The sequence below is a fragment of the Trinickia sp. NRRL B-1857 genome (assembly GCF_050470685.1).
GTDB lineage: Bacteria > Pseudomonadota > Gammaproteobacteria > Burkholderiales > Burkholderiaceae > Trinickia.
Genome location: NZ_JBFLUK010000011.1, coordinates 1,186,975 through 1,209,130, shown reverse-complemented (window position 1 = coordinate 1,209,130; position 22,156 = coordinate 1,186,975). Strand labels below are relative to the sequence as shown.

The following is a 22,156-nucleotide window of genomic DNA, read 5'->3' as shown; positions in this document are numbered from 1 at the left end:
GGCAGTCCGGATAGGCTGGTGGAAGTCAAAAAATAACGAAATCCTCTAAAACCGGGGGTAGTCATGCTACGGGTTCCGACGCGCATCTTTGCGCGGCGTCTTGCTGTGCTTGCGCTACTGCTAGTCAACGGATGCGCCGCGCTTCAGGGTGGCTACGTAACGTCCAATTACGGGGATCTGCCGCGTGGTTCGCTCATTTCATACGGGCCTGATGAAGCGGCAGAGTTTGCCGTACATGCCCAGCAGGTGGTCGCGCAAATGCGTGCCCAAGCTGCTCAAGGGCGGATCTACTCCGAATCTGGCTTAATTCCGCTCGCTGCGTTGATTGCTTTTGAAGGGTTCAGGCGAGGGAGCGGTATCGGCATCGCAGCAATGGCTGCCGGCGGCGGTGCGGTGTATGGCGTGCGCGAGTATGTGCTTGCCCCGCGCTATGAGCGCATCTACTCGCGCGCGGAGGCGGCCATTCAATGTGCTCGTACAACTTATGCGGTCGCAACAGCGCCCGCCCTCGAACGTAGATTGGCTCTCGCCTCGGGAGAGGCGGCTCAGCATGCCCTGACGTCGGCCTCCGATGCATTAGGGAAGACGAAGACAATCCTTCTCCGTCTCGGGGTTGACGACAATTTGCAAAGTACGGCATCGGCGGAGGAGTGGCTGGACGATTTGTACGCGCAAAAATCGCAATGGGATGCGTATATCGAGGCGCCTCTCAGTCAGCAAAATGCGCTTCTGTTTAAAGCAGTTCACCTGATCATTGCGCAGACTAATCAGCAGATCGCCGATGATCAGCCGACCATACAGGAAGATCGATCGCTTATCGGCGGCGCTTTCAAGGTGAGCGGTGTTCAACCTGCGGGGAGGCAGCCCCAGAACGCGCCGCCATCCATCACGGTGCCCGAGAAATTGGCCTCGGCCTTGGCTGCGGCTTCGGCTCCTGCCACGGCTTCGCACTTCGAGCAACAGCGCGAGACCGCTAATGAGGCACTGCTCGCCGCTGATACCGCCGTGCGTCTTTATATAGCGACTGCGAAGAAAATCACTAGCTCCTCGACGACATACGGGCCAGCGGACTATTCCGGTTGCGCTTATCAACAATTGACCGGAACCCGGCCTGCGATCGCACCGCCAATGGAACTCGGCGTGAACGACGCCGACTCAAATACTACGAAGACTACGGTGGTAGGCCGTACCGTTTCAGTCACGATCTCGGGCGGTACTGCGCCGATTGTGGCTTCACTGCTGGACGAGCCGCAGAAGGACCAGTCGGGCGCCGCGCTCCCGGTGCCGCAGCCAAGAGTCGAATCCTTGTCCACTGGGCCAGTCGTAAGAGTGGACATTCCCATCGGCACGCCTGACGAGAGCTACACGGTCATTGTGAAGGACGCGGCGGGCACATTGAAACAGTTCGTGGTTCGGGTTGGGAAAGCGCCAGCCGGAAGTGCTACGACCCAGGCAGGCGATCCAGCACAAGCCCAGTTGCTGCCGCAGCGTGAAAGAAAAGTTAGCCCGGTTCCGCAACCGCCCGCCACGGCACGCGATGACGAAAACAGCGCCCCGCTGAAGGAACAGCAAGCAGTTTTGCACGCCCGCGCAGGGCAACTGCCCGTTAAGCTCGATGGCCTTAAAGCGGCTGCATTCGTTGGACTGCTTCCAACGGGCGATCTGTATTTCGAGGCGGTGTACGACTTGGATGCAGATGGCTCGATTTATTGGAAACAGGATCGGTACGGTCAACCGGGAACGAGCTTGTCGACGCATGACGGGCACTATTTAGATGCCAACGCTGTGGCGTACATCGCACTTTCGGAACGGGTTATGTCCCACACCAAGTCCTCGCTCGGCGACGTGGCCGCGGTTATTTACGGCGACACGGTGGCTTTCGCAGTAGTAGGCGATGTAGCGCCAAACTCGAAATTGGGCGAAGGTTCGCTAGCGCTTTTCCGGGCGATTGGGATTGAGCGGATCGACAACGAAGGTAAGTTCAGGAACGCGAGTACACCGAGGACCGTCGCGACGGTTGTGTTCGCGGGAAGCGCGTCTGAAGTCGATACGTCATCCCAAGCGCAGTTGATGGCCTCGGTTCAGCAAACGGGTTTAAAACGGTGGCAGGCTTTGCTCGCGAGCACTCTGGGGCGATAGGTCGTGCGGATCGACGGGATTGGACGGCGGGTTGTGCGGATGTCGGTTGAACGGAGCTCATTGCCAGCTACTATGCACCGGCAAGGCTGGTTCCAGAGCGCGCTACTTACGATCGTCCTAGGTATGACCGGACTTACTTTCGCGGTGTGCCGTTCGCGCTCGAAAGATCGGGGCTCAGTGATTTGCGTAGCCCACTCTACTAACAGGAAAACGATCTGGAGGTCGCCGGCCCCTGTCACACATCGTCATACCCTAGCCTGCCTCAACCATTTCGGCCTGACAAGGCGATTCTGCTGCAATAATTGATTGGAAAACGTCAATATGCACGAAGAAACTGGACAAAATACCGACAGATTCGAAGCATTCTTACAAACACATACGCTGGGATCGGCCGGGATTTGCACGCTAATAATCTTGGCGATAACCGGCGTGGAATCGACCTACGACGACAAGCTGCGAATGTCTCTGTGGTGTGCATCGATGGCCATTCCGCTACTCCTCAGCGTCTATGCGGCAAAAGACCAACTGCTTGCGATGAGGCGCGTTTTGGCCCAGAGGCCTAACGCATACAGCCGGACGGCGTTGATGTTGGTAACGTGGATTAGCTACGTTGCTCATATGCTGATGGCGGGTTCTATCGCGGCGATGATTGCTCATCGAATCCCTCTCGCTGGCCTGATTTTCTTCCTTGCGTCGTTCGGCTTCCCGTGGCTCGCCTCATTCATCGGGTGGTTAGTGCGAAAGGCCAATGCGACGACTGAACGCGTGTCTAGTTAGCCAGGCCAAGGCACACCCGCGTACTTGGCGAACCGGCTGCTCGCAACGCGAGAATGGATTTCGCCGGGCTGAAATAAACGCCTCCTTCGGTGCAAATTACGGGGTGTCTGAGTGAGGCTATACGCACGTAGTTCGTAAGCACCCGGTGAAGGCATCCCGGGCGCAAAGCGCTGGCGATCAAGCTGCGGCAGGTACCCAACGATGCGGTAGAAGCGCGGCGATGTCGTCGGCTCGATGAGTGGGCAATCGATTGAGGACGTCTTTCAGATAGACGTAGGGATCGTGGCCGTTGAGCTGCGCGGATCGAATGAGGCTCATGATCGCCGCAGCGCGTTGTCCGGCGCGCAACGAACCGGCAAACAACCAGTTCGACCGACTGATGGCCCAAGGACGGATCTGGTTCTCGAGCCAGTTGTTATCAATGGGCACGTGCCCGTTGTCCAGATAACGCGTGAACGCCTCCCAACGCCTGAGGCTGTAGTCGAGTGCCCTGGCGATCGCCGATCCCTCAGAGACGAGTTTGCGTTGGGCGAGCATCCATTGATGTAACGCATCGGCGATCGGCCGAGCGCGTTCTTGGCGCACTTCACGTCTGTGATCGGGAGTGAGTTCTGCGACATCGCGCTCGACCGCGTAAAGTTCGCCGTAGTATTTCAGCGCCTGCTCGGCGATTGCACTCTTGTTGCTGGCGTGCAGCTCAAAGAATTTGCGTCTTGCATGGGCAACACATGCGATCTCGGTGATGCCCAACTCGAATCCGGCTTTGTAGCCGCTGTGATCGTCACATACAAGCTTGCCGCGCCAGTTGCCGAGGAACTTGCGAGCATGTTCGCCCGCGCGGCTATCGGCGAACTCGTAGACGACGGCGCGCACGTCGGTGAACTGCGTCGTGGCGTATGCCCATACATACGCGCGCTGTGTCTTTCCTTTGCCGGGAACGAGCATTTGCACCGGCGTCTCGTCGGCGTGCAGCACGTCGTGCTGGAGAAGCACCTCCCGAAGCGCGTCGACCAGCGGCTGCAATCGCACACCGCAAACGCCAACCCACTCGCCCAGCGTTGACTGGGGGATGGCAAGACCCGCGCGTTCAAAGATGCGTTCTTGACGGTACAACGGTAAGTGATCGCCGTACTTCGCGACCAACACCTGGGCGAGCAACCCGACGGTGGCAATGCCCTTGTCGATCACATGGGGCGCAACGGGTGCCTGAATCAGCGTCTCGCATGCCTTGCAGGCCCATTTACCGCGGATGTGACGTTCGACCGTGAACACGCCCGGCGTATAGTCCAGCTTCTCGCTGATGTCCTCGCCGATACGCACGCGCTGGCAACCGCAGGCGCACGTGATGTCGTCGGGTTCATGGTGGATGTCGGTGCGCGGCAAGCGTGCTGGCAACGGCGCACGCTTGGGCTGCTGGCGCTGCTTGTCCTCGGGCGGCTTCGACTTCAACTGCTCGAGCTCGATTTCCAGCGCGGCCAGGTCGGCGTCGATGGCTTCGTTCAGCAAGCTCATCTGCTCGACGTTCAGTTGCTCGCTGCGCTTGCCGAATTGCAGGCGCCTGAGCGTAGCAATCTCGTGCGTGAGCTGGTCGATGCGCGTCTGGCGGTAGCGCAGCTCCCGCTCGTTCTCGCCAACCTGAGCCATCAACTGCGCAGCCAGCGTGCGCAGTTCGTCGGGACTCATAGCGTCGAGATTGGCGGGTAGGTTCATGCGGGCAGTCTGCCAGAACCCACCGCGCCGCGGAAGCAAGCCAGTTTACGGCTTTAGGGACATTACACGACCGTGATCGCGTGATCGTGGGCAAGCGTGCGCCAGGGCAGCCCCATCACCAGCGCCTGCAATTGCTCGGAGTTGAGCGCGGTGGCGATCATCAGGTCCCCATTCGTCCAGATGAACCGCCCCTTGTTCAGACGCCGAGCGGCCAGCCAGATACCCAAGCCGTCATAGACGAGCACCTTCATGCGCGTCGAGTTCTTGTTGGCGAACAAGTACGCGTGATGCGGGCGTGCCGAGCCGAAGACCTTGACGACACGTGCGAGGATCGTCTCGGTGCCGGCGCGCATATCCAGCGGTTCGGTCGCCAGCCAAATCGCCTCGATGCGAATCACCGCAGCCAACCTTGCAACCACGCAGCGCAGTCGCTGGCGGCCGACAATGGCCAACGCACCGTGACCACCGTCGCTCCACGGCGCACTTCCACCTCGATTGCGCCCGGCGCCGGCGCAACGCTCGGCGGCGCCGCGAGTTGTAGCGGAACAAATTCCGCGGGTGACACATTGGTTGAATGACTGGCCTGTGTAGCCCCGTGCCGCTTGGCTTGCCGGGTGATCCATGTGCGAACCAAATTGGCATTGAGACGATAGTGCAGCGCCACCGCCGCGATTGACACGTGCGGCTGCATCGCCGCGCGCATCACTTCCGCCTTGAATTCTTTGCTATGCCGGCGGCGCCGCACCGGCTGCACTGCGACTTCGGGATTCGCTACGAGTTCTTCCATCGTGTACACCTGTCCATTAAAAGTTGTTAATGGACACGATGCTCGCGTCAGAACACTCGAGCTTCAAGGCGACTTTGCCGGGTGCTTACCGTAGTTCGGTTGAGCGCGAACGTGGTAATCGTTTGCGGCCGTCATGCTGCAAAACACGACGGTGCGTCGCGGTCAAAACACTCCACGTTAGTAGCGTCCGGCTGCTCAGGAGGAGCGATGGAACAGCTGATGGCGAGTAATATAATGACCCGGGGACGATAAAAGGCAGTCAGCAAGAGCTGCACTAGACATCAATTGAGGGGAAAGATGACGCTTGGCAGCATGAAGTTCATGAAGGGGCTTGTCATCGCATTTTGGGTGCTGGTGGCCGGTGCGGTGTTAGTGGAACTTCTTAACGGTGCTCTGCTATGGCCCGTGCTTCTCCTTTTCGCTTGGGTGGTCTACTGGTTCAGCTCCAACGGTCGTTCCCAAACGAAGCGTGCCGTGCAAATACCCAAAATGCATCAATTGGAAGTCGAGCTACACATGGCAGCGGCACAATCTTATCCCGATCAAGAGTCGGACTCGCTTATCAGTGTCACACTGCCTGGCGGAGAGCAATCTTCCGGCTACCGTATTAAAGGCGGTGGGGGCTTTGCCCGGTCATCCGTTCGCTGGGTAATGCCGGGCGAAAGGCTGGATATTGGGAACATCACGATCACGGGCGGCTTCTTCTACGAGGGGGCAACGGGACGCGGAGGTCCCGAGTCGATTGACGGCTGTGCAGTTGATCGGCGCGCAGAATTGTCGCGAGACTGTGGCACAACCTCGGCCCCATCTTCATTTCGCCTTAGCTATCGAAGTCTGACTGCGGACCAACGCCGCATTTACCTCGAATGGCTCGGTTCAGAGCGCGAAAAGTCGGACATCAACGAAAACTACTTTCGTCTGTACCTCTATGGCTTTGAGCGACGAATTCTGATTGATGCGGCGGTTGGCAAGGTATCAAAAGAAGAGCTTCACGAAATTGTTCACGAACTCCGGAGGATCGTTTCTTTTAGTGACGACTATTCCTGGCAAAGTCACGTTCGCGGATTGTGCGATTACGCGGGGCTGCTGAATAGTTTGCCTGGGCGCGTCTATGAGCAAGAGGCACCTGTTATTTCCGGGGCCAGCTATCAGGTGCCGTTGAACGTTCGCGCGGCATTTGGGCAGGCAGCGGCCGATAAGAAGCCGGTGCCTGCTTCATGGGCGCTAGCATGGGCCGAGTCCGACTCGATGATTAGTCGCCGAACGCCAGTGTTGCGCTGTCCAGACGAGTTCCGGAGGGCGTTTCTTCGGAAGTACACGAAGCGCTTCGGAGACGGAATGACGATCACGGCGAACCACACTCAACTACAGGCACGACCGGGTGCGATGTTCTTGGCACTGTCGAACGCACCTGTTCCAGGGTTTCTCAGCGGGCTACCTGACATTTCCGCTGTTTCGGGACCTCGCAAGAAACTTCAAGGTTTGGTCGACGAGTGTGCTGACGAACTCGACGCCTATAGCCGATACTTGGGACGCAATCCAGAAGCAAAGGGGCGTATCGATGCAAACCTGTTGCTCCCAGCTGACCTGTGGCCGGACGACTCGGTAAGCATTGTCAATGGGCTTTCACGCGAGGTCGAGGGGGGCCCTGTTGTCACGACGTTCCGTGAATTGCTCGAACGGTTGAAGGCATCCGGTGACCTTTCGAGGGACAAGGTTGCGTCGTTGCTTTCGGCGTTGGCGTCGGCTGGTATCGCGGTCGAGCCCGATGTGCGATTAGGTGCACGAACGCCAAAAGCAGAAGACACAGTCGCGCTGTTCGCGACGCCGCCGTCGAGCGATGTCCCCAAGGTTAGCGATAGCTATGTCGTTGGCACGTTGATGATTGACCTTGCTGCGTCCATTGCGACAGCGGACGGCGAAGCCACAGCTGTCGAAATTGATCTGATTGGCCGCGAAGTAGATGCCTGGTCTCACCTGACGGCTGCGGAGCGTGCGCGCTTGAAAGCGCGCAATTGTGTGCAACTTGTTCAACCTCCAATCATGTCCGGGTTGAAGAAGCGAATCGAGGCCCTTACGAAGGAGGAGAGGCGTGAAGTTGCCCTGTTCCTAATCCAAACCGCGAACGCGGATAGTATTGTCTCGCCGGGTGAGGTCAAGCTGCTGGAGAAAATCTATAAGTTGCTCGAGATCGACTCGCAGCAGCTATACAGCGATCTGCATCAAAATATCCGCGTGGAAGGCCCGCGAGTCGTCAGTGGCAGGAAGAGTACAAGTCCGAGCGCTGACAATTTGAGTGTAGGCTTGGTTCTAGACCCAGCGCGGATTGCTGCACTCCAGAAAGAAACGGAGCGCGTGTCTGCAATGCTGGCGGACGTCTTTGTCGAAGAGCCACTTGCGGTTCAGTCTCCGGTAGTTCGGCCGGAAGTTGTTGAATCCCAGGAACGTGTTCAACCAGCCGGCAATGTGATCGGTCTGGATGAGGCCCACTCGATGTTCCTGCGAACGTTGGTTTCCCGCGTCAGGTGGAGCCGAGCGGAGTTGTCATCCGTCGCGCTTGACCTTGACCTTATGCTCGATGGAGCCATCGAGCAGGTCAATGAGGCAGCGCTTGACCATTGGGATGAACTCATCACAGACGGGGACGACCCCGTCGAAGTGAATAGGGAATTGGTACAGAGGCTGGAAGCATGACTACGATTCGTTCGAAAGATCGGGATGGAGTTCTTCAATCGCTACGAGCAGGTGTCGTTCCGCGTATTGGACAACATCTCATTCAGGTTGGTCGGCAGCGCGAGCTCGAAGCACTCATCAAAGACGTTGTGCGCGTTGCGGATGGTGGCTCGAGCTTCCGCATCGTCATTGGCGAGTACGGTGCCGGCAAGACGTTTTTCCTGAATCTCGTTCGTGCTATCGCGCTGGAAAAGAAGCTGGTAACCATGCATGCGGACCTGAATCCGGACCGGCGTCTGCACGCTACGGGCGGCCAGGCTCGATCACTGTATGCGGAACTGGTCAAGAACATGTCTACACGTACCAAGGCAGATGGGGGGGCGCTAGCTGGTGTGGTGGAGAAATTCATTGCGCAGGCCAAGAGCGAGGCGAATGCCGCGGGCCGCTCAAGCGAGGACGTGATTCGTGGGCAACTCGCCCAGTTGGCGGAGATGGTCAACGGGTATGATTTCGCAGACGTGCTTGCCTCATACTGCCGTGGCTTCGAGGAAGGCAACGAGCAACTCAAGGGCGACGCCGTCAGATGGCTACGCGGTGAGTTCACGACCAGGACAGATGCGCGGGCGGCGCTTGGCGTTCGGACTGAAGTTGACCCGCTTCTACGGACGGATTTGCAGTAGCGATCGATATGTGATTTAACCTCCGTTAAGCGGTAAGTCGCGGGTTGTCCACGGACGGGCGGCGGGTCGCCTGTCACGACCACGACGACGCCCGGCGGTGGGCAACCCGCACGGGGACATGATTTCGTTTTTTGTGTGCTCGTCTTCGAACTCGAGCGGCGAGTGGTAGCCGATGCTGCTGTGCAGGCGGCGCAGGTTGTACCAGCCCTCGAGGAACCAGAACAAACGTCCTCGCGCCTGTTCGTGCGTATCGAAGTGCTCGCGCATAAGCAGTTCCGATTCGAGCGTGCCGAAGAAGGATTCGCACATCGCGTTGTCGTAACAGTCGCCAGCCGTACCCATCGAAGGCTGCACACAGGCTTCACGACAGCGCCGTCCGAAGGCAATCGACGTATATTGGGCGCATTCAACCGGTCGTCGCAACACCGAATTGTTGAACAGTTTTTAGGTGCTCGTCCAGAGCTTCAGCAGGTGTCCTCCAGCCGAGCGTTTTCCGCGGCCTGCTGTTCAGTGTATTGGCGACGGCTTGAAGCTCGCGAGCACCCCACCGCGATAGATCTGTGCCTTTCGGGAAGTATTGTCGTAGAAGGCCGTTCGTGTTTTCGTTCGTGCCGCGCTGCCACGGGCTGTGAGGGTCGGCAAAGAAGACCTTTACACCAGACTCGATTGTGAAGCGGGCGTGATCGGACAGTTCCTTGCCACGATCCCACGTCAATGATCGCCACAACTGGGCAGGCAGGTCCGTCACGGTTTTCTTGAGTGCGTTGGCCATAGTGACAGCTCCGTAGCCGGCCAGCGCGGGCCCGTTTTTCGTGCGTGGAATCAGCCCATAGTCTTTTTCACGAGGCAGATGTACGAGCACAGTGAAACGGCTTGATCTCTCTACCAACGTTCCAATAGCGGATCGGTTCAGGCCGATGAGCAGGTCCCCCTCCCAATGGCCCGGCACAGCCCGATCTTCCGCCTCGGCAGGGCGGCTGGAAATCATCACGTTCTCGCTCACGTGCGCCCATGCCTTGGCTTGCGCCCTGGCTCTGGGAACGCGCAACGCACGGCCGGTGCGCAGGCAGCCTACCAGCTCGCGCTTGAGCGCGCCGCGTCCTTGAATGTAGAGGGCCTGGTAAATGGCTTCGTGAGAGATACGCATGGACTTATCATCGGGGAAGTCGATTTGCAATCGATTGGCAATCTGTTCGGGTGACCAGCCATTAACCCATTTGCGATCACCGCGATGGGGTTTGTTTCGCCCCTTGAACGGTGCTTGTCGCGGCCCGGCAATCTCACGGCCATCAGCGTCGTGCACCTTGCCCTCCAGGCGTTCCTGCACGTAGCGGTGAAGCCGCACATTGGTCGCCAGTTTCGTCGACTTTGGTCGTTTGGCGAATCGTTCCGCTTTCCACTGCGCGACTGAAGCACGATACTCAAGGCAGCCACTACGTGTTGCGGCATTGCGCGTGAGCTCTCTCGACACGGTCGATGGGCTGCGTTCTATGCGGCGGGCGATTTCGCGCACCCCGAGGCCCTGGACGGAGAGCAATGCGATCTCTTCTCGTTCGGCAAATGACAAGTACCTACCCGATATAGGTTTCGACATAAATAGTGGCATGCCGCCACGATAGCGGAACCAGCGCGAGCCTACCGCCTGAGATACGCCAACTGCCTCTGCTGCTCTTTCGCTTGTGATGCCGGTGGCGATTTGCTTCCAAAATAGACGCTCGGTTTCATGCCGAAGCGACGGCGCGCCCGGCGAGTGCATCGCTCCTCGCCCCGTCAACTGATATCCGCGTCCTGCACTTCTACCCATGCAACACCTCCTCGACTAAAGGTGTTGCGACGACCGGTTGAATGCGCCTTGGCAGCCCTGATCGGAATGCAGAATGACCCCGCGAGCTCGACGTTGCGCGAGCGCCATATCGAGCGCACGCAGCATCAGTTCCGTGTACAGATGATTGGACATTGCCCAGCCTACGATGCGGCGGCTGAACACATCGAGCACGACGGCCAGATACAGGAATCCCTCGCCGGTTGGAATGTAGGTGGCGTCTGCAACCCACAGCACGTTCGGCGCTGCGGCGCTGAAGTGGCGACGCACCAGATCAGGGGCACGCCGTGCTCCCGCGCGTTGTCGCGTAGTGCATTTCCATTGCCTGCGACTAGCCCCGCACAGGCCGGCCAGACGCATGAGTCGCGCGACGCGCTTGCGCCCGACATGCACGCCTTCGCGTTTGAGCTGGGCATGGATACGCGGCGCGCCATAGGTGCCGCGCGAACTGGCGTGCAGCATGCGAATGCGCGAGAGCAACTGCGCATCGCTGCATGCCTGCCTCGAGGGTTCCCGCACGAGCCACGCGTAGTAGCCGCTGGTGGAGACTCGCAGCAGCCGCGCCATCGTGGCAATGGGCCAGCGGGCCCGGTTCGCTTTCATGAATCCGTACCCTTCGGCGGTACGGCCCCCGTCTCCCGAGCGAACCAGGCAGCCGCGTGAGAGAGTATGTCGCGCTCCATCTCGAGTTGGCGCACCTTACGACGCAGCCGCGCCAATTCCTGCCGCTCGGCCGTCGTCAGTCCGTCCTGGCGCACGCCCGAATCGCGATCGGCCTGCACGACCCAGTTGATGATGCTTTGCGCCGTCGGCTCGAACTCGCGCGCCAATTCCTCAGGCGTACGTCCCGCCTTCACCAACTCCACCATCTGCGCCCGGAACTCCGCCGGGTACGCCTTCCGATGCTTGCCCATAACGGCACCTCCTCTTCAAAAAGAATAGGTGTCCGTTTTCGCGGGTCAACTTCAGGACTATCGTTGACGATGCGACCATGTACGACCAGCTCAAGCTGCTCGGCCGCTTTGTGCGCATGGCCGGATACAGCGGGTTGATGATCTGCCTCGATGAGCTCGTCAACCTTTACAAACTCGCGAATGTTCAGGCGAGGAACTCGAACTACGAGCAGATCCTTCGCATCTTGAACGACTCGTTGCAGGGTTCTGCCGAGGGCTTGGGATTCGTTCTAGGGGGCACTCCAGAGTTCCTGCTCGACACACGGCGCGGTTTATATAGCTACGCAGCGCTGCAATCCCGATTGGCCGAGAACACCTTCGCGACGAACGGGTTTGTTGACTATAGCGGGCCGGTGATTCGACTGGCCGCACTTACGCAAGAGGATTTCTATGTTCTTCTCGACAAGATCCGGCTCGTCTACGCATTTGGAGACCCCGCGAACGCACTAATTCCTGGCGACGCGATTCCCGCGTTTATGGGTCACTGCGCTACCCGTCTTGGCAATGAATACTTCAGGACACCCCGGACGACGATTACCGCGTTTATCAATTTTCTCGCAGTGCTCGAACAGAACGCGGACGCGGACTGGCGTCAAATGATCGGCGGCCTCAGCATCGAGCGGGATAGAGGAGGCGAGGCGGACGTAGCGGCTAACGGTGATGATGACGATGAATTCGCCAGCTTCAAGCTCAGCTAATTCGCGCAGTTTCGACCTCCTCGATGAGCGAATCCAGCGATGGATTTGGAATGAAGGGTGGACTGAACTCCGTGATGCGCAAGAGCGTGCGGTGCCGGCACTACTCTCAGCCGATAGGGACGTCATAATTGCGGCTGCGACCGCCGCTGGCAAGACCGAAGCGGCGTTCTTGCCCATCTTGTCGAACCTGCTAAAGGATCCTATTTGCTCAGGCTCTGTTCTATATATTAGCCCTCTCAAAGCGCTAATCAACGACCAATGGTCCCGCCTTGACAGACTCTGCGAGTCGATCGAGATTCCAGTGGTAGCGTGGCACGGTGACGTCTCAGCTGGACGCAAGCATCGTTTCTTCAAGAGGCCGGTCGGAGTGTTGCTCATAACGCCGGAGTCGCTCGAGGCGATGTTCGTGACTCGCGGTTCGATGCTCAGCGGTGCCCTGAAAAACCTGCGCTATATCGTTGTTGACGAGCTTCATGCATTTGTCGGGTCGGAGCGAGGCATGCAGTTGCAATCGTTGATGCATCGCGTCGATGTAGTCCGGGCCGCACGTGTTCCGCGCGTAGGTTTGTCAGCAACGCTTGGTGACATGGAGCTGGCGGCGACCTTTCTGCGACCCAGGGCCGAGTGCCCTGTCGAGATTATCGAGTCCGAGACCGCACAACAGGAAATCTGGATTCGCGTGAAAGGCATCATCCAGAAGCCGCCGCGCATCGTCGAAGAGCCCGAGCTGGAATCGCCGCGTCTGGAGGACATCGTCCCAGGCAGTACGGTTGACATAGCCAATCAGCTATACAAGGCCCTGCGTGGCTCAAATAACCTAATTTTCCCTAATAGCCGACGCCAGGTTGAGCTCTACGCGGACCTGCTTCGAAGAGCCTGCGAGCATGACAGCTACCCCAATGAGTTCTGGCCGCATCATGGAAGCCTCTCGAAAGACCTGCGCGAGGAGAGTGAGGCCGCGCTGAAGGCCGGGGACAAGCCAGCAAGTGCTGTGTGCACCACCACGCTCGAACTGGGCATCGATATTGGCGCGGTACGAAGCATCGTCCAGATCGGGCCACCACCGTCAGTTGCGAGCCTTCGCCAGCGGCTTGGTCGCTCTGGCCGACGTGCGGGTGAGCCAGCCATTCTCCGTGGCTACTGCGTTGAAGCGGAACTTGATGCCGACTCTGATTTCTCGGATCGAATCCGGGAAGGGCTGGTTCAGACCATCGCGATGGTCAATCTTCTGATAGAGCGCTGGGTTGAGCCACCGAGGGCGGAGAGACTTCATCCATCGACCTTGGTTCAGCAAATCCTGTCCATTGTCGCTGAGCGTGGCGGGGCGACGGCAGCCGACCTCTGGAATACGCTGGTCGTCACTGGGCCGTTTGTGTCCGTCGACAAAAGTACATTCGCTGCGGTGTTGCGTGAACTTGGGCGGCGAGACCTTGTAGTGCAGGAGTCGAGCGGCTTGCTTCTCCACGGAGTACGTGGCGAGAAAATCGTCAACCACTACGAATTTTACGCGTCCTTCGTTACTGACGATGAATTCCGGGTTGTCGCAGGAAGCCGTCAACTTGGGGCGTTACCAGTTTCCCATCCGCTGACACCCGGACAAGCCATCATCTTCGGTGGTCAGCGTTGGCGTGTTCGAGACGTTGACGCAGAGAAGAAGGTCATCTATGTCGATCCTGACAAAGGCGGTGCGCCCCCGACCTTTGATGGCCAGGGCATCATGGTCCACGACAACGTCAGACAGGCCATGTACAGGGTGCTCGAAAGTTCCGAGCCTGTCGGGTTTCTCGACGAGGGTGGCAAGAAGTTGCTCGATGAAGCGCGAGAATACTTCCATGCGGCCCGCCTTGCGACTCGGGCGCTGCTTGCGGAAGGGCATAACGTTCTTGTCGCCACTTGGTCTGGCGACTGGGTCAATGACGCCCTGGTTTTACTATTGCGCTCGCTGGATCTCGACGCATGGCATCAAGGTGTGGCCGTTGGAATTCGGGGCGCTACAGTCGACCGTGTGATCGATGTCCTGAACGAAATCGCGCAGATGAATCCAGAACACTTCGGTGCTGCTCTTGGTCTCATCGAAAACATCGACAACGAGAAGTGGGACTGGGCGTTGCCCGAGGAAATACGACGTGCCGCTTTCGCTGCGTCCAAACTTGACCTTGATGGCGCCATTAAAGCCGCTCGGACAATATTAGAGAAGTAGGGGTTGAAGTTGTTTGGATATGCCATTGCTTAGACTCATGCACGTGAGCGAAACGGATGGGCACGCCTCGGAAATGCAGATACGCGGAGTCGGGAAAGATAGCGGCGCGCTCGCGGCGGCGCAAGGACAAAGAAGTCAAAATTAGCTAACAGCGTGGTCAGAACGCTAGGGGAATCGCATGACAACTTTGGGGATTGGCCTCATCATAGTCGGAGTACTCATCGCATTGGCTGGCATCGGAGGCTTTATGGACACACGTAAAGTCGATCGACGCTTCAAGACTGGGTACAAAAACAACGAACCCGACACAAGAAACTTTGACCGTGCAGGTAGATTGTTGCTGTACGGGGTCGGGGTTTGCGTTATCGGAGCCGCAATCAATAGCCTCAGTGGATCCAAGGATGAAACGCCACCAGTAGCAGCTATCAGTGACCAGAATGCACCGCTTATGCAGTCAGCGCAGGTACCGGCCAGTGATACAGCGGCATCCACGGGAGACGTTGCAGCGCCGAACCCAACCGTTGCGCAAACTCCCGAGAGCGATTCGGGCATTGCCGCCACTGATCAGACGATCCAGAATTCAGATACAACCGCTGCGATATCTGACTCGCAGGAGCAGCCTCCGCCAAATGGCAACTCAGGTGACAACTCGACATCAGTGGTTCAGGGCCAAACATTTTCGACGAGTTTCGACTGTAGGAAAGCAAAGGCCGACGACGAAATCGCAATCTGCGGGGACGCTGGATTGGCTGCGATGGATCGTCAGTTAGGGCAACTCTACGGAGCAACCATGAAAACCATCGCCGACCCTCAGGCGCTGAAACAGTCGGAATCAGACTGGCTTATAGCTCGGCACATGTGCAACAGCGACGTCGAATGCTTGCGCCATTCGTACGGCGCGCGTATCGGGCAGTTTATGGGCTCGTTAGGTTCAAAGCCATTGATTGCTAGCAGTTCGCAGTAAACGCCTCAACGCTGCTCATATTTGATTCCCGAACGAGGTATCGGTCGCTATACGGCTCCTATCTGCGCTTTCGTAGTTGGTATTGCAGTAGCTGCGCGACGCGCGGGGTGTACGTATCCGGGCTTGCGAGCGGAGGCGGGATGCGCAATCTGTCCGGGCCTTCCAAGAACACGGGATCCGGGATTCACTATGCGCGATGACGGCATGTGTATGACAAAATCGCCGTGCATATAAAACGGCTGCTGCTGTCAGGGGTCTCGAAGCGCGAAGTCTTGGACCTACTAGCTTGCTCGAGGTCGAAGGGAATACCTCTCGAAACGGTCTGAAGCCAAGCGCGGGTTCGGCGATGATATTTGACATAATCCCAATTATCAACCTGTGAGGTGTAAGAGCAAAGTTCTAATGTCGTATCTGAGCCAAATAGAAATGTCGTAGCTGGCGGTTGATCGGAGCATGCTGGACCCCCTCGTGACACGCTCGCGGAGTCCATCGTGGTCAAGAACAACAACGGCGGGATGATCAGCATGAGCATGCGTGAGTTGGATCGGCTCAAGGCTATCGAAGCGGTCGTTGAAGGACGGCTGATGCCTTGGCGCGCTGCCGAGCGGCTCGCTTTGAGCCGGCGTCAGATCGAGCGGCTGGCCAATCGGTATCGCAGTCAAGGCGCAGCCGGCCTGATATCGCGCAAGCGAGGCCAGCGGAGCAATCATCAGTTGCCAGCAGGACTTGAGGCGCGGGCCTTGGCGATCATTCGCGAGTTCTACGGTGATTTTGGACCGACCTTGGCCTGCGAGAAGCTGTATCTCGTTCGCGCGTGTCGAGCGCCTCAGCATCCGCATCGCCTTGCAGCGCGCACGCTTCACCCGCTTTTGACCGCTCAATCGACGTTTGCAGCGACTTCGACACCTTGGTCGACACGTCGTCGTCGGTTTCGTGCTCGACCTTTTCTCGCCTACTGCCCGGACGTAGCCGGATTTTCTGAAATCTATACTCGCGAACGCGAGCCAACATTACGTAGAGCACGGCGCGCAGCTTCTCGAAAAACTGTTGCCACGGCCGGACTCAAAGTCTCCATTGAGTTTCAGTCGTTCACCTCGTTTCACACATCATCGCGGACCGCGTTATCGCGTCAGCCCCCCAAGCGCCACCGTCCAGGACTCACGCCCGTGACTCGCTTGAAGGTTCGCGTGAAGTGACTCTGATCCGCAAAGCCACAAGCCTGCGAAATCACGCTCAAAGGCATGTGGGCATCACACAGATACATTTTGGCCTGCTCGATGCGCCGACTGATGAGCCAACGATAAGGAGGCAGTCCCGTCGTCTGATGGAAAGCCTTGAGAAAATAGCCACGCGACAAGCCGCATGCGCGCGCCACGTCGGCAAGCGAGATCTTCCCGTCCAGGTGCTCCAGCAGCAGTTCCTTCGCGCGACGCTCCTGCCACGGCGCAAGCGGGCTATGCAGCTTCTCCCTGCGCGTATTGACGCCGCCATATTGCCGAGCGACGTGTGCCTGAAATGCGAGCGCGACGTGGTCGACGAAGAGTTGGCTAGCTTCGCCCGGTCGAGCCAGCGCGGGCAGCAACGCCTGACCAAGACCGTGGATCACAGGATCGACGACGCTTCGATGAGGCGGCAGATAGAGCTGTGGGCGTCCGCGGCCGCCAACGTCATCGACCGTCTCCTCGAGCGCCTCGCGAGGCAGATGAAAATGAATGCAATCGAATACCCCCTTGAGGTCCGCCACCCAATTGCGGTCGAGGTCGTGGACCGTCACCGTCCCTGCGTCATAAGGCACAAACGGTGCGGGACGCCCATCGAGCCATAGGTCCTGTTCGCCGAATGCGTGCAACTGCAAGACGATGAGATCGGCGTTTTCGAGTTCGTATGGCGCGGTTCGCCCCATGTTCCGGCGCGCGCTCTTCAGCCGGCTAATGCCCATTTGCCCGCCCGGCAATACCTGACTGCCAACGCTCTGTCGGACGTCGGCCGGCATGAAATCGGAGGACGGTATGTCCGACTGGTTAGTGCTCATAGGGTGTCGGCGGAGAAGCCAAGGATCGTGTTCGAGAGTCTACCAAATCGAAATTGCGGCTGCGACCGCTTCAAGACGCGGGCAACGCAAGTTCATCGAGCCACGAAAGAACGAGCCACAACGCGCGGCGAGCGATCGGCGCTGCTGGCCGTGTCACGTTGCCGAGATGGTCGAGTAATCTTCCGACACGTCGCTACGTGTTCACCGCTCCGTAGCGATGTAGCGTGAGACGAACACCACGAACAGCGCGCATTTCACAGCACACTCCACGAGCGAGAGCCAAAATGCGAGGCGAAAATCCGCATATTCGGCGGCCAGCGCGGGCGCGACGGCAAGGACGCCGAGCGCACAGAGAAAAACGAATATCCTGCGCGCCGTTGTGCCGCCCTTGAGTACGCGAAACACGATCGCAAGCCAGATCAATGTCGACGCCGCGAGCGCCGCGCGCTCCAGGTCGTCTGCCGCGCTCCAGTATTCAACGGGCAACTCGACCAGCGCCCAGAGCGCCGAAAATTTTACGAGCCTGCGGGTCCACGCAACGGTGAGCTCGGTCGGCCTGGCATCGCTTGCGCCAGCCGTCGTCTTGGGCCTGCGCCCGCGCAGCCACGCCGCGAAGCTGGCGAACTGAGGCGCTTCGTCCATCGTGCGCACGTCGGTAGCGGCGCCGCCCAAAGCTTCATCATGATTCATCGTCGTGTCTCCGCACCGTGATCGCCGCGCGCGACGCCCCTCACCCATGAGGATCGGCCGCGCCGGCATTGCGTTGCAGTATCGGCGCGCGCGGCAGCATTCGTGTTGTCAATGCACGATGTCTTTCAACATTTGCACGCTCATCTACTCTGCGAGCCCACGCCCGAATAACCCGGCTCGAAACCGACCCCACGCATTGCCGTGCGATTACGAAATTGCCGGGCGCGCGCCGCAAGCCATGGCAGCGCGAACGCGTCACCCTTCACACACGTGGCGTCCTCCCTCGCCGCGAAGGAATCGACATGGCTAGCGACAAGAAAACAATCCGCATCTATACGGAACCGGCGGGCGGCTGGGGCGCGTTGCGCGCCACGGGCGAAGCGCTCGCGCTTCAGGGTGTCGCCGTCTCCGGCGCGCGCACGCTGCTGCGCATGAACCAGCCCGAGGGCTTCGACTGCCCCGGCTGCGCGTGGCCCGATCCGAAGCACACGTCCTCGTTCGAGTTCTGCGAGAACGGCGCAAAGGCCGTGGCCTGGGAGGCCACGGACAAGCGCTGCACGCCGGAATTTCTCGCCGCGCACAGCGTGAGCGCGCTCGCCGCGTGGGACGACTACGACCTTGAAATGGTCGGCCGACTCACCCGCCCCATGCGCTACGACGCCGCCACCGACCGCTACGCGCCCATCGGCTGGGACGAAGCGTTCGCGCTGATCGGCGCGCATCTGAACGCACTGGCAAGCCCGAACGAAGCGGACTTCTACACGTCGGGGCGCGCCTCGAACGAGGCCGCGTTTCTCTACCAATTGTTCGTGCGCGAGTTCGGCACCAACAACTTCCCCGACTGCTCGAATATGTGCCACGAAGCAACCAGCGTGGGCCTGCCGCAATCTATCGGTGTTGGCAAAGGCACGGTGCTGCTGGAGGACTTCGAGCACGCGGACGCCATCTTCATCTTCGGGCAAAACCCCGGCACCAACAGCCCGCGCATAATGAGCGACCTGCACGCGGCCTCCCGGCGCGGTGCGAGCATCGTGTCGTTCAATCCGTTTCGCGAGCGCGCGCTAGAGCGCTTCGCCTCGCCGCAGAACCCGATTGAAATGGCCACGTTCAGCTCGACGCCCATCAGCACCTGTCTCTATCAGGTGAAGGTTGGCGGCGACGCGGCCGTCCTCAAAGGCATGATGAAGGCGCTGCTCGAAATGGACGACGCGGCGGTGGCGCACGACCGCCCGCGCATTCTCGATACCGAATTCATCGCGGGCCATACCCTGGGCTTCGAAGCGCTCGAAGCGGACTTGCGCGCGACGTCATGGGAGTCGATCGCCGCGCATAGCGGCCTCACGCAAGCCGACATCGAATCGGCCGCGAGCCTGTACGCGACGGCCAAGAGCGCGATCCTTGTCTACGGCATGGGCATCACCCAGCATCACTGTGGTACCGCCAATGTGCAGCAGGTGGCAAACCTCGCGCTCATGCGCGGCAATGTGGGGCGCCCGGGCGCGGGCGTGTGCCCCGTGCGCGGCCATTCGAACGTGCAAGGCAACCGCACGGTCGGCATCACGGAAAAGCCGTATGCGGCGCTCATCGACGGCATCGAACGCGCCTTCGGCTTTCGGCCGGGGGCCGAGCACGGCCGCGATGTCGTCGCGACCATCGAGGCCATGCTCAAGGGCGAGTCGAAGGTGTTCATCGGCCTGGGCGGCAACTTCGCGGCGGCGGTGCCCGACTGGCCGCGCGTGCAGGCGGCCATGCGCGGCCTCGCGCTCACGGTGCACATCGCGACCAAGCTCAATCGCAGCCATCTCGTGCACGGCAAGGACGCGTTGATCCTCCCCTGCCTCGGCCGCACCGAAATCGACGTGCAGGCGAACGGCCCGCAATCGATCACCGTGGAAGATTCGATGTCGATGGTGCACGCGTCGGCGGGCCGCAACCCGCCGGCTTCGCCCGACCTGCGCAGCGAACCCGCGATTGTCGCGGGCATCGCGCGCGCCACGCTCGGCGCGCGCTCGCGCGTACCCTGGGAGCATCTCGTGGCCGACTACGACCGCATTCGCGAGGCCATCGAAATCGTGTTTCCCGCGTTCCAAGCGTACAACGCGCGCATTCGCGTGCCGGGCGGCTTCCATCTGGGCTCGACCGCACGCGATCGCATCTGGGCCACGGCCACGGGCAAGGCCAATTTTCTCGTGTTTCAGGGGCTCGACGAAGACCCCGCGCACGGCGACCCGGAGGCGCTCTGGCTCACCACCATGCGCAGCCACGACCAGTACAACACCACGCTCTATTCACATTCGGACCGCTATCGCGGCGTATTCGGCCAGCGCGACGTGGTGTTCGTGAATGCCGCGGAACTGGCCCGCCGCGAGATGCACGCAGGCGAGCGCGTGGACCTCGTCGCCGTGTCGCGCGACGGCATCGAGCGCGTCGTGCGCGGCCTGATGCTCGTGGAATATGCGCTGCCCGACGGCTGCTGCGGCGCCTACTACCCCGAGGCGAATCCGCTCGTGCCGCTCTATGCCTACGACCCGCAAAGCCGCACGCCTTCCTATAAAGGCGTGCCCGTGAAGATTCGGCGAGCCGGCGCCGCCGCGCAACAAGGAAGCCTCCATGGAACTCTTTGACACTCTCGCCCTCTCGCGCCTGCAATTCGCGCTCACGGCCATCTTTCACATTCTCTGGCCGATCCTCACGATCAGTCTCGCGGCCTTCGTCCTGCTCGTCGAGGCGCTGTGGCTGCGCACGGGCAATCTCGCGTATTACCGACACGCACGCTTCTGGTCGAAACTGCTGATCCTGAACTTCGGCGTGGGCGTGGTGAGCGGCATTCCCATGGAGTTCCAGTTCGGCACGAACTGGGCCGGCTTCGCGCAGTACAGCGGGCAATTCATCGGCAACATTCTCGGCTTTGAAGGCGCGATGGCCTTCATGCTCGAAGCGGGCTTCATCGGCGTGATGCTGCTAGGCTGGGACCGCGTGCCGCGCGGCGTGCATCTGTTCGCAACGGCGATGGTCACGCTCGGCTCCAGCCTCTCCGCGTTCTGGATCATGGTCGCGAACTCGTGGATGCAGACGCCGGCGGGCATCGCGGTTATCGACGGCAAGATCGTCGTCAGCAGCTATCTGCACGCGATCTTCAATCCCGATGTCGCGTGGGGCGTGGGCCATATGTGGATGGCCGCGATCGAAACGGGCATGTTCGTGGTCGCGGGCATTTCCGCGTGGCAAATGCTGCGCGGGCGTCATGCCGAATTCTTCGGGCGCTCGTTCAGGCTCGCGCTCGCGGTGCTACTCGTCGCGGCGCCCTTGCAGGTGTGGCTCGGCGATTCGAGCGGCGTGAGCGTGTTCGCCACGCAACCGGCCAAGGGCGCGGCGATCGAAGGCCACTGGCACACGAATGCGCCGGGCACCGGTGCGTCGTGGTCGCTGCTCGCGTGGCCCGATCAGGCGGCGCAGCGCAACGACTGGTCGATCGAGGTGCCGGGCATGTTGAGCGTGCTGGGCACCCATACGCTGCACGGCACCGTGAAGGGGCTCGCGGACTTCGCACGCGACGATCAGCCGCCCATGCTGCCGCTCCTCTACTACGCGTTTCGCGTGATGGCGGGCATCGGCTTTCTGTTCGTGGCGCTCGCGCTGTGGACCGCATGGTGCCTGCGGCGCGTGCGCGGCCGGCTCGATGCGCTGCTTCAGCAGCGTTGGCTGCTGCGCGCGTGGGTGGCGGCGATCCCGCTCCCGTATATCGCCGTCGAGGCGGGCTGGATCGTGCGCGAGGTGGGACGCCAGCCGTGGGTGGTCTATGGACTGCTGCGTACGCGCGACGCCGTCTCGGCCGTGCCGCCCGGCCATGTCGCCGCCAGTACCGTCATGTTCCTCGGCTTCTACCTCGTGTTGATCGTCACGTTCGTTCTCCTCGCGCGCCGCTGGCTGCGCACGGGACCGGACCTGCTCATCGCCCCGGCGCACGCCGCACCGCAAGCCGCCGATTCATACACCACAGTGGGCTGAAGCCGCCGCCGCTCGCTAAAGGA

General features: G+C 60.1%; 17 protein-coding genes and 2 pseudogenes. 10 read left to right on the top strand and 9 right to left on the bottom strand.

Annotation, left to right across the window (positions count from 1 at the left end):
- Positions 1-105 precede the first annotated feature (105 nt).
- Both AB1286_RS26255 and AB1286_RS26250 read left to right on the top strand, forming a co-directional pair.
- The gene (locus tag AB1286_RS26255) at positions 106-2,139 is read left to right on the top strand and encodes a glycoside hydrolase family 75 protein (RefSeq protein ID WP_430366142.1); all 2,034 of its coding nucleotides are present in this window, start codon (positions 106-108) and stop codon (positions 2,137-2,139) included.
- Between the two features lie 321 nt (positions 2,140-2,460).
- The gene (locus tag AB1286_RS26250) at positions 2,461-2,916 is read left to right on the top strand and encodes a hypothetical protein (protein ID WP_430366141.1); all 456 of its coding nucleotides are present in this window, start codon (positions 2,461-2,463) and stop codon (positions 2,914-2,916) included.
- A gap of 177 nt (positions 2,917-3,093) precedes the next feature.
- Here the strand turns inward: AB1286_RS26250 and tnpC are convergent, their stop codons facing one another.
- The 3 genes from tnpC to tnpA form a co-directional block, all read right to left on the bottom strand.
- Entirely contained in the window at positions 3,094-4,626 is a 1,533-nt protein-coding gene (tnpC, locus tag AB1286_RS26245; protein WP_430362721.1) for an IS66 family transposase, read from the bottom strand.
- Between the two features lie 62 nt (positions 4,627-4,688).
- Positions 4,689-5,024: an IS66 family insertion sequence element accessory protein TnpB gene (gene tnpB / locus AB1286_RS26240; protein ID WP_430361780.1), complete on the bottom strand. Its 336-nt coding sequence runs from the start codon at positions 5,022-5,024 to the stop codon at positions 4,689-4,691.
- Positions 5,021-5,413, bottom strand: a complete 393-nt coding sequence (gene tnpA / locus AB1286_RS26235; RefSeq protein WP_430362722.1) for an IS66-like element accessory protein TnpA — start codon at positions 5,411-5,413, stop codon at positions 5,021-5,023. Before tnpA ends, tnpB begins: the two co-directional genes overlap by 4 nt.
- Before the next feature lie 297 nt (positions 5,414-5,710).
- Here tnpA and AB1286_RS26230 point away from each other — a divergent pair, with 297 nt between their 5' ends.
- Positions 5,711-8,107, top strand: coding sequence for a TerB N-terminal domain-containing protein (locus AB1286_RS26230; protein ID WP_430366140.1), 2,397 nt, complete (start codon positions 5,711-5,713; stop codon positions 8,105-8,107).
- Positions 8,104-8,739, top strand: a pseudogene (locus tag AB1286_RS26225) (BREX system ATP-binding domain-containing protein); the annotation flags it as partial. The gene AB1286_RS26230 and the pseudogene AB1286_RS26225, both read left to right, overlap by 4 nt.
- A 42-nt stretch (positions 8,740-8,781) precedes the next feature.
- Here the strand turns inward: AB1286_RS26225 and AB1286_RS26220 are convergent.
- Genes AB1286_RS26220 through AB1286_RS26205 form a run of 4 tightly spaced genes read right to left on the bottom strand, consistent with a single transcriptional unit; the run spans position 8,782 to position 11,502 of the window.
- Positions 8,782-9,120 carry an integrase core domain-containing protein gene (locus AB1286_RS26220; protein ID WP_430365638.1) on the bottom strand — a complete coding sequence of 113 codons (339 nt, stop codon included), beginning with the start codon at positions 9,118-9,120 and terminating at the stop codon, positions 8,782-8,784.
- A gap of 52 nt (positions 9,121-9,172) precedes the next feature.
- The gene (locus tag AB1286_RS26215; RefSeq protein WP_430364291.1) at positions 9,173-10,570 is read right to left on the bottom strand and encodes an IS30 family transposase; all 1,398 of its coding nucleotides are present in this window, start codon (positions 10,568-10,570) and stop codon (positions 9,173-9,175) included.
- Positions 10,571-10,585: 15 nt separating this feature from the next.
- Positions 10,586-11,191 (bottom strand): IS3 family transposase, encoded by a 606-nt coding sequence (locus tag AB1286_RS26210; protein WP_430365637.1) that lies wholly within the window; start codon positions 11,189-11,191, stop codon positions 10,586-10,588.
- Positions 11,188-11,502: a transposase gene (locus tag AB1286_RS26205; protein ID WP_430365725.1), complete on the bottom strand. Its 315-nt coding sequence runs from the start codon at positions 11,500-11,502 to the stop codon at positions 11,188-11,190. Before AB1286_RS26205 ends, AB1286_RS26210 begins: the two co-directional genes overlap by 4 nt.
- Before the next feature lie 53 nt (positions 11,503-11,555).
- On the opposite strand from AB1286_RS26205, the pseudogene AB1286_RS26200 reads away from it, so the two are divergent.
- The 4 genes and pseudogenes from AB1286_RS26200 to AB1286_RS26185 all read left to right on the top strand — a co-directional run.
- Positions 11,556-12,239, top strand: a pseudogene (locus tag AB1286_RS26200) (BREX system ATP-binding domain-containing protein); the annotation flags it as partial.
- Positions 12,211-14,439, top strand: a complete 2,229-nt coding sequence (locus AB1286_RS26195; RefSeq protein WP_430367322.1) for a DEAD/DEAH box helicase — start codon at positions 12,211-12,213, stop codon at positions 14,437-14,439. The pseudogene AB1286_RS26200 and the gene AB1286_RS26195, both read left to right, overlap by 29 nt.
- Positions 14,440-14,617: 178 nt before the next feature.
- Positions 14,618-15,403, top strand: a complete 786-nt coding sequence (locus AB1286_RS26190; RefSeq protein ID WP_430366139.1) for a lysozyme inhibitor LprI family protein — start codon at positions 14,618-14,620, stop codon at positions 15,401-15,403.
- Positions 15,404-15,894: 491 nt separating this feature from the next.
- Positions 15,895-16,599, top strand: a complete 705-nt coding sequence (locus AB1286_RS26185) for a helix-turn-helix domain-containing protein (protein ID WP_430366138.1) — start codon at positions 15,895-15,897, stop codon at positions 16,597-16,599.
- Here AB1286_RS26185 and AB1286_RS26180 read toward each other — a convergent pair.
- Both AB1286_RS26180 and AB1286_RS26175 read right to left on the bottom strand, forming a co-directional pair.
- Positions 16,533-17,435 (bottom strand): helix-turn-helix domain-containing protein, encoded by a 903-nt coding sequence (locus AB1286_RS26180; RefSeq protein ID WP_430366137.1) that lies wholly within the window; start codon positions 17,433-17,435, stop codon positions 16,533-16,535. The genes AB1286_RS26185 and AB1286_RS26180 overlap by 67 nt on opposite strands.
- Before the next feature lie 201 nt (positions 17,436-17,636).
- Entirely contained in the window at positions 17,637-18,125 is a 489-nt protein-coding gene (locus AB1286_RS26175; protein WP_430366136.1) for a hypothetical protein, read from the bottom strand.
- Positions 18,126-18,427: 302 nt separating this feature from the next.
- On the opposite strand from AB1286_RS26175, the gene AB1286_RS26170 reads away from it, so the two are divergent.
- Together AB1286_RS26170 and AB1286_RS26165 are read left to right on the top strand one after the other, a co-directional pair.
- Positions 18,428-20,749 carry an FdhF/YdeP family oxidoreductase gene (locus AB1286_RS26170; protein WP_430366135.1) on the top strand — a complete coding sequence of 774 codons (2,322 nt, stop codon included), beginning with the start codon at positions 18,428-18,430 and terminating at the stop codon, positions 20,747-20,749.
- Entirely contained in the window at positions 20,736-22,133 is a 1,398-nt protein-coding gene (locus AB1286_RS26165; RefSeq protein ID WP_430366134.1) for a cytochrome ubiquinol oxidase subunit I, read from the top strand. The genes AB1286_RS26170 and AB1286_RS26165 overlap by 14 nt, the downstream gene beginning before the upstream one ends.
- The last annotated feature ends 23 nt before the right edge of the window (positions 22,134-22,156 follow it).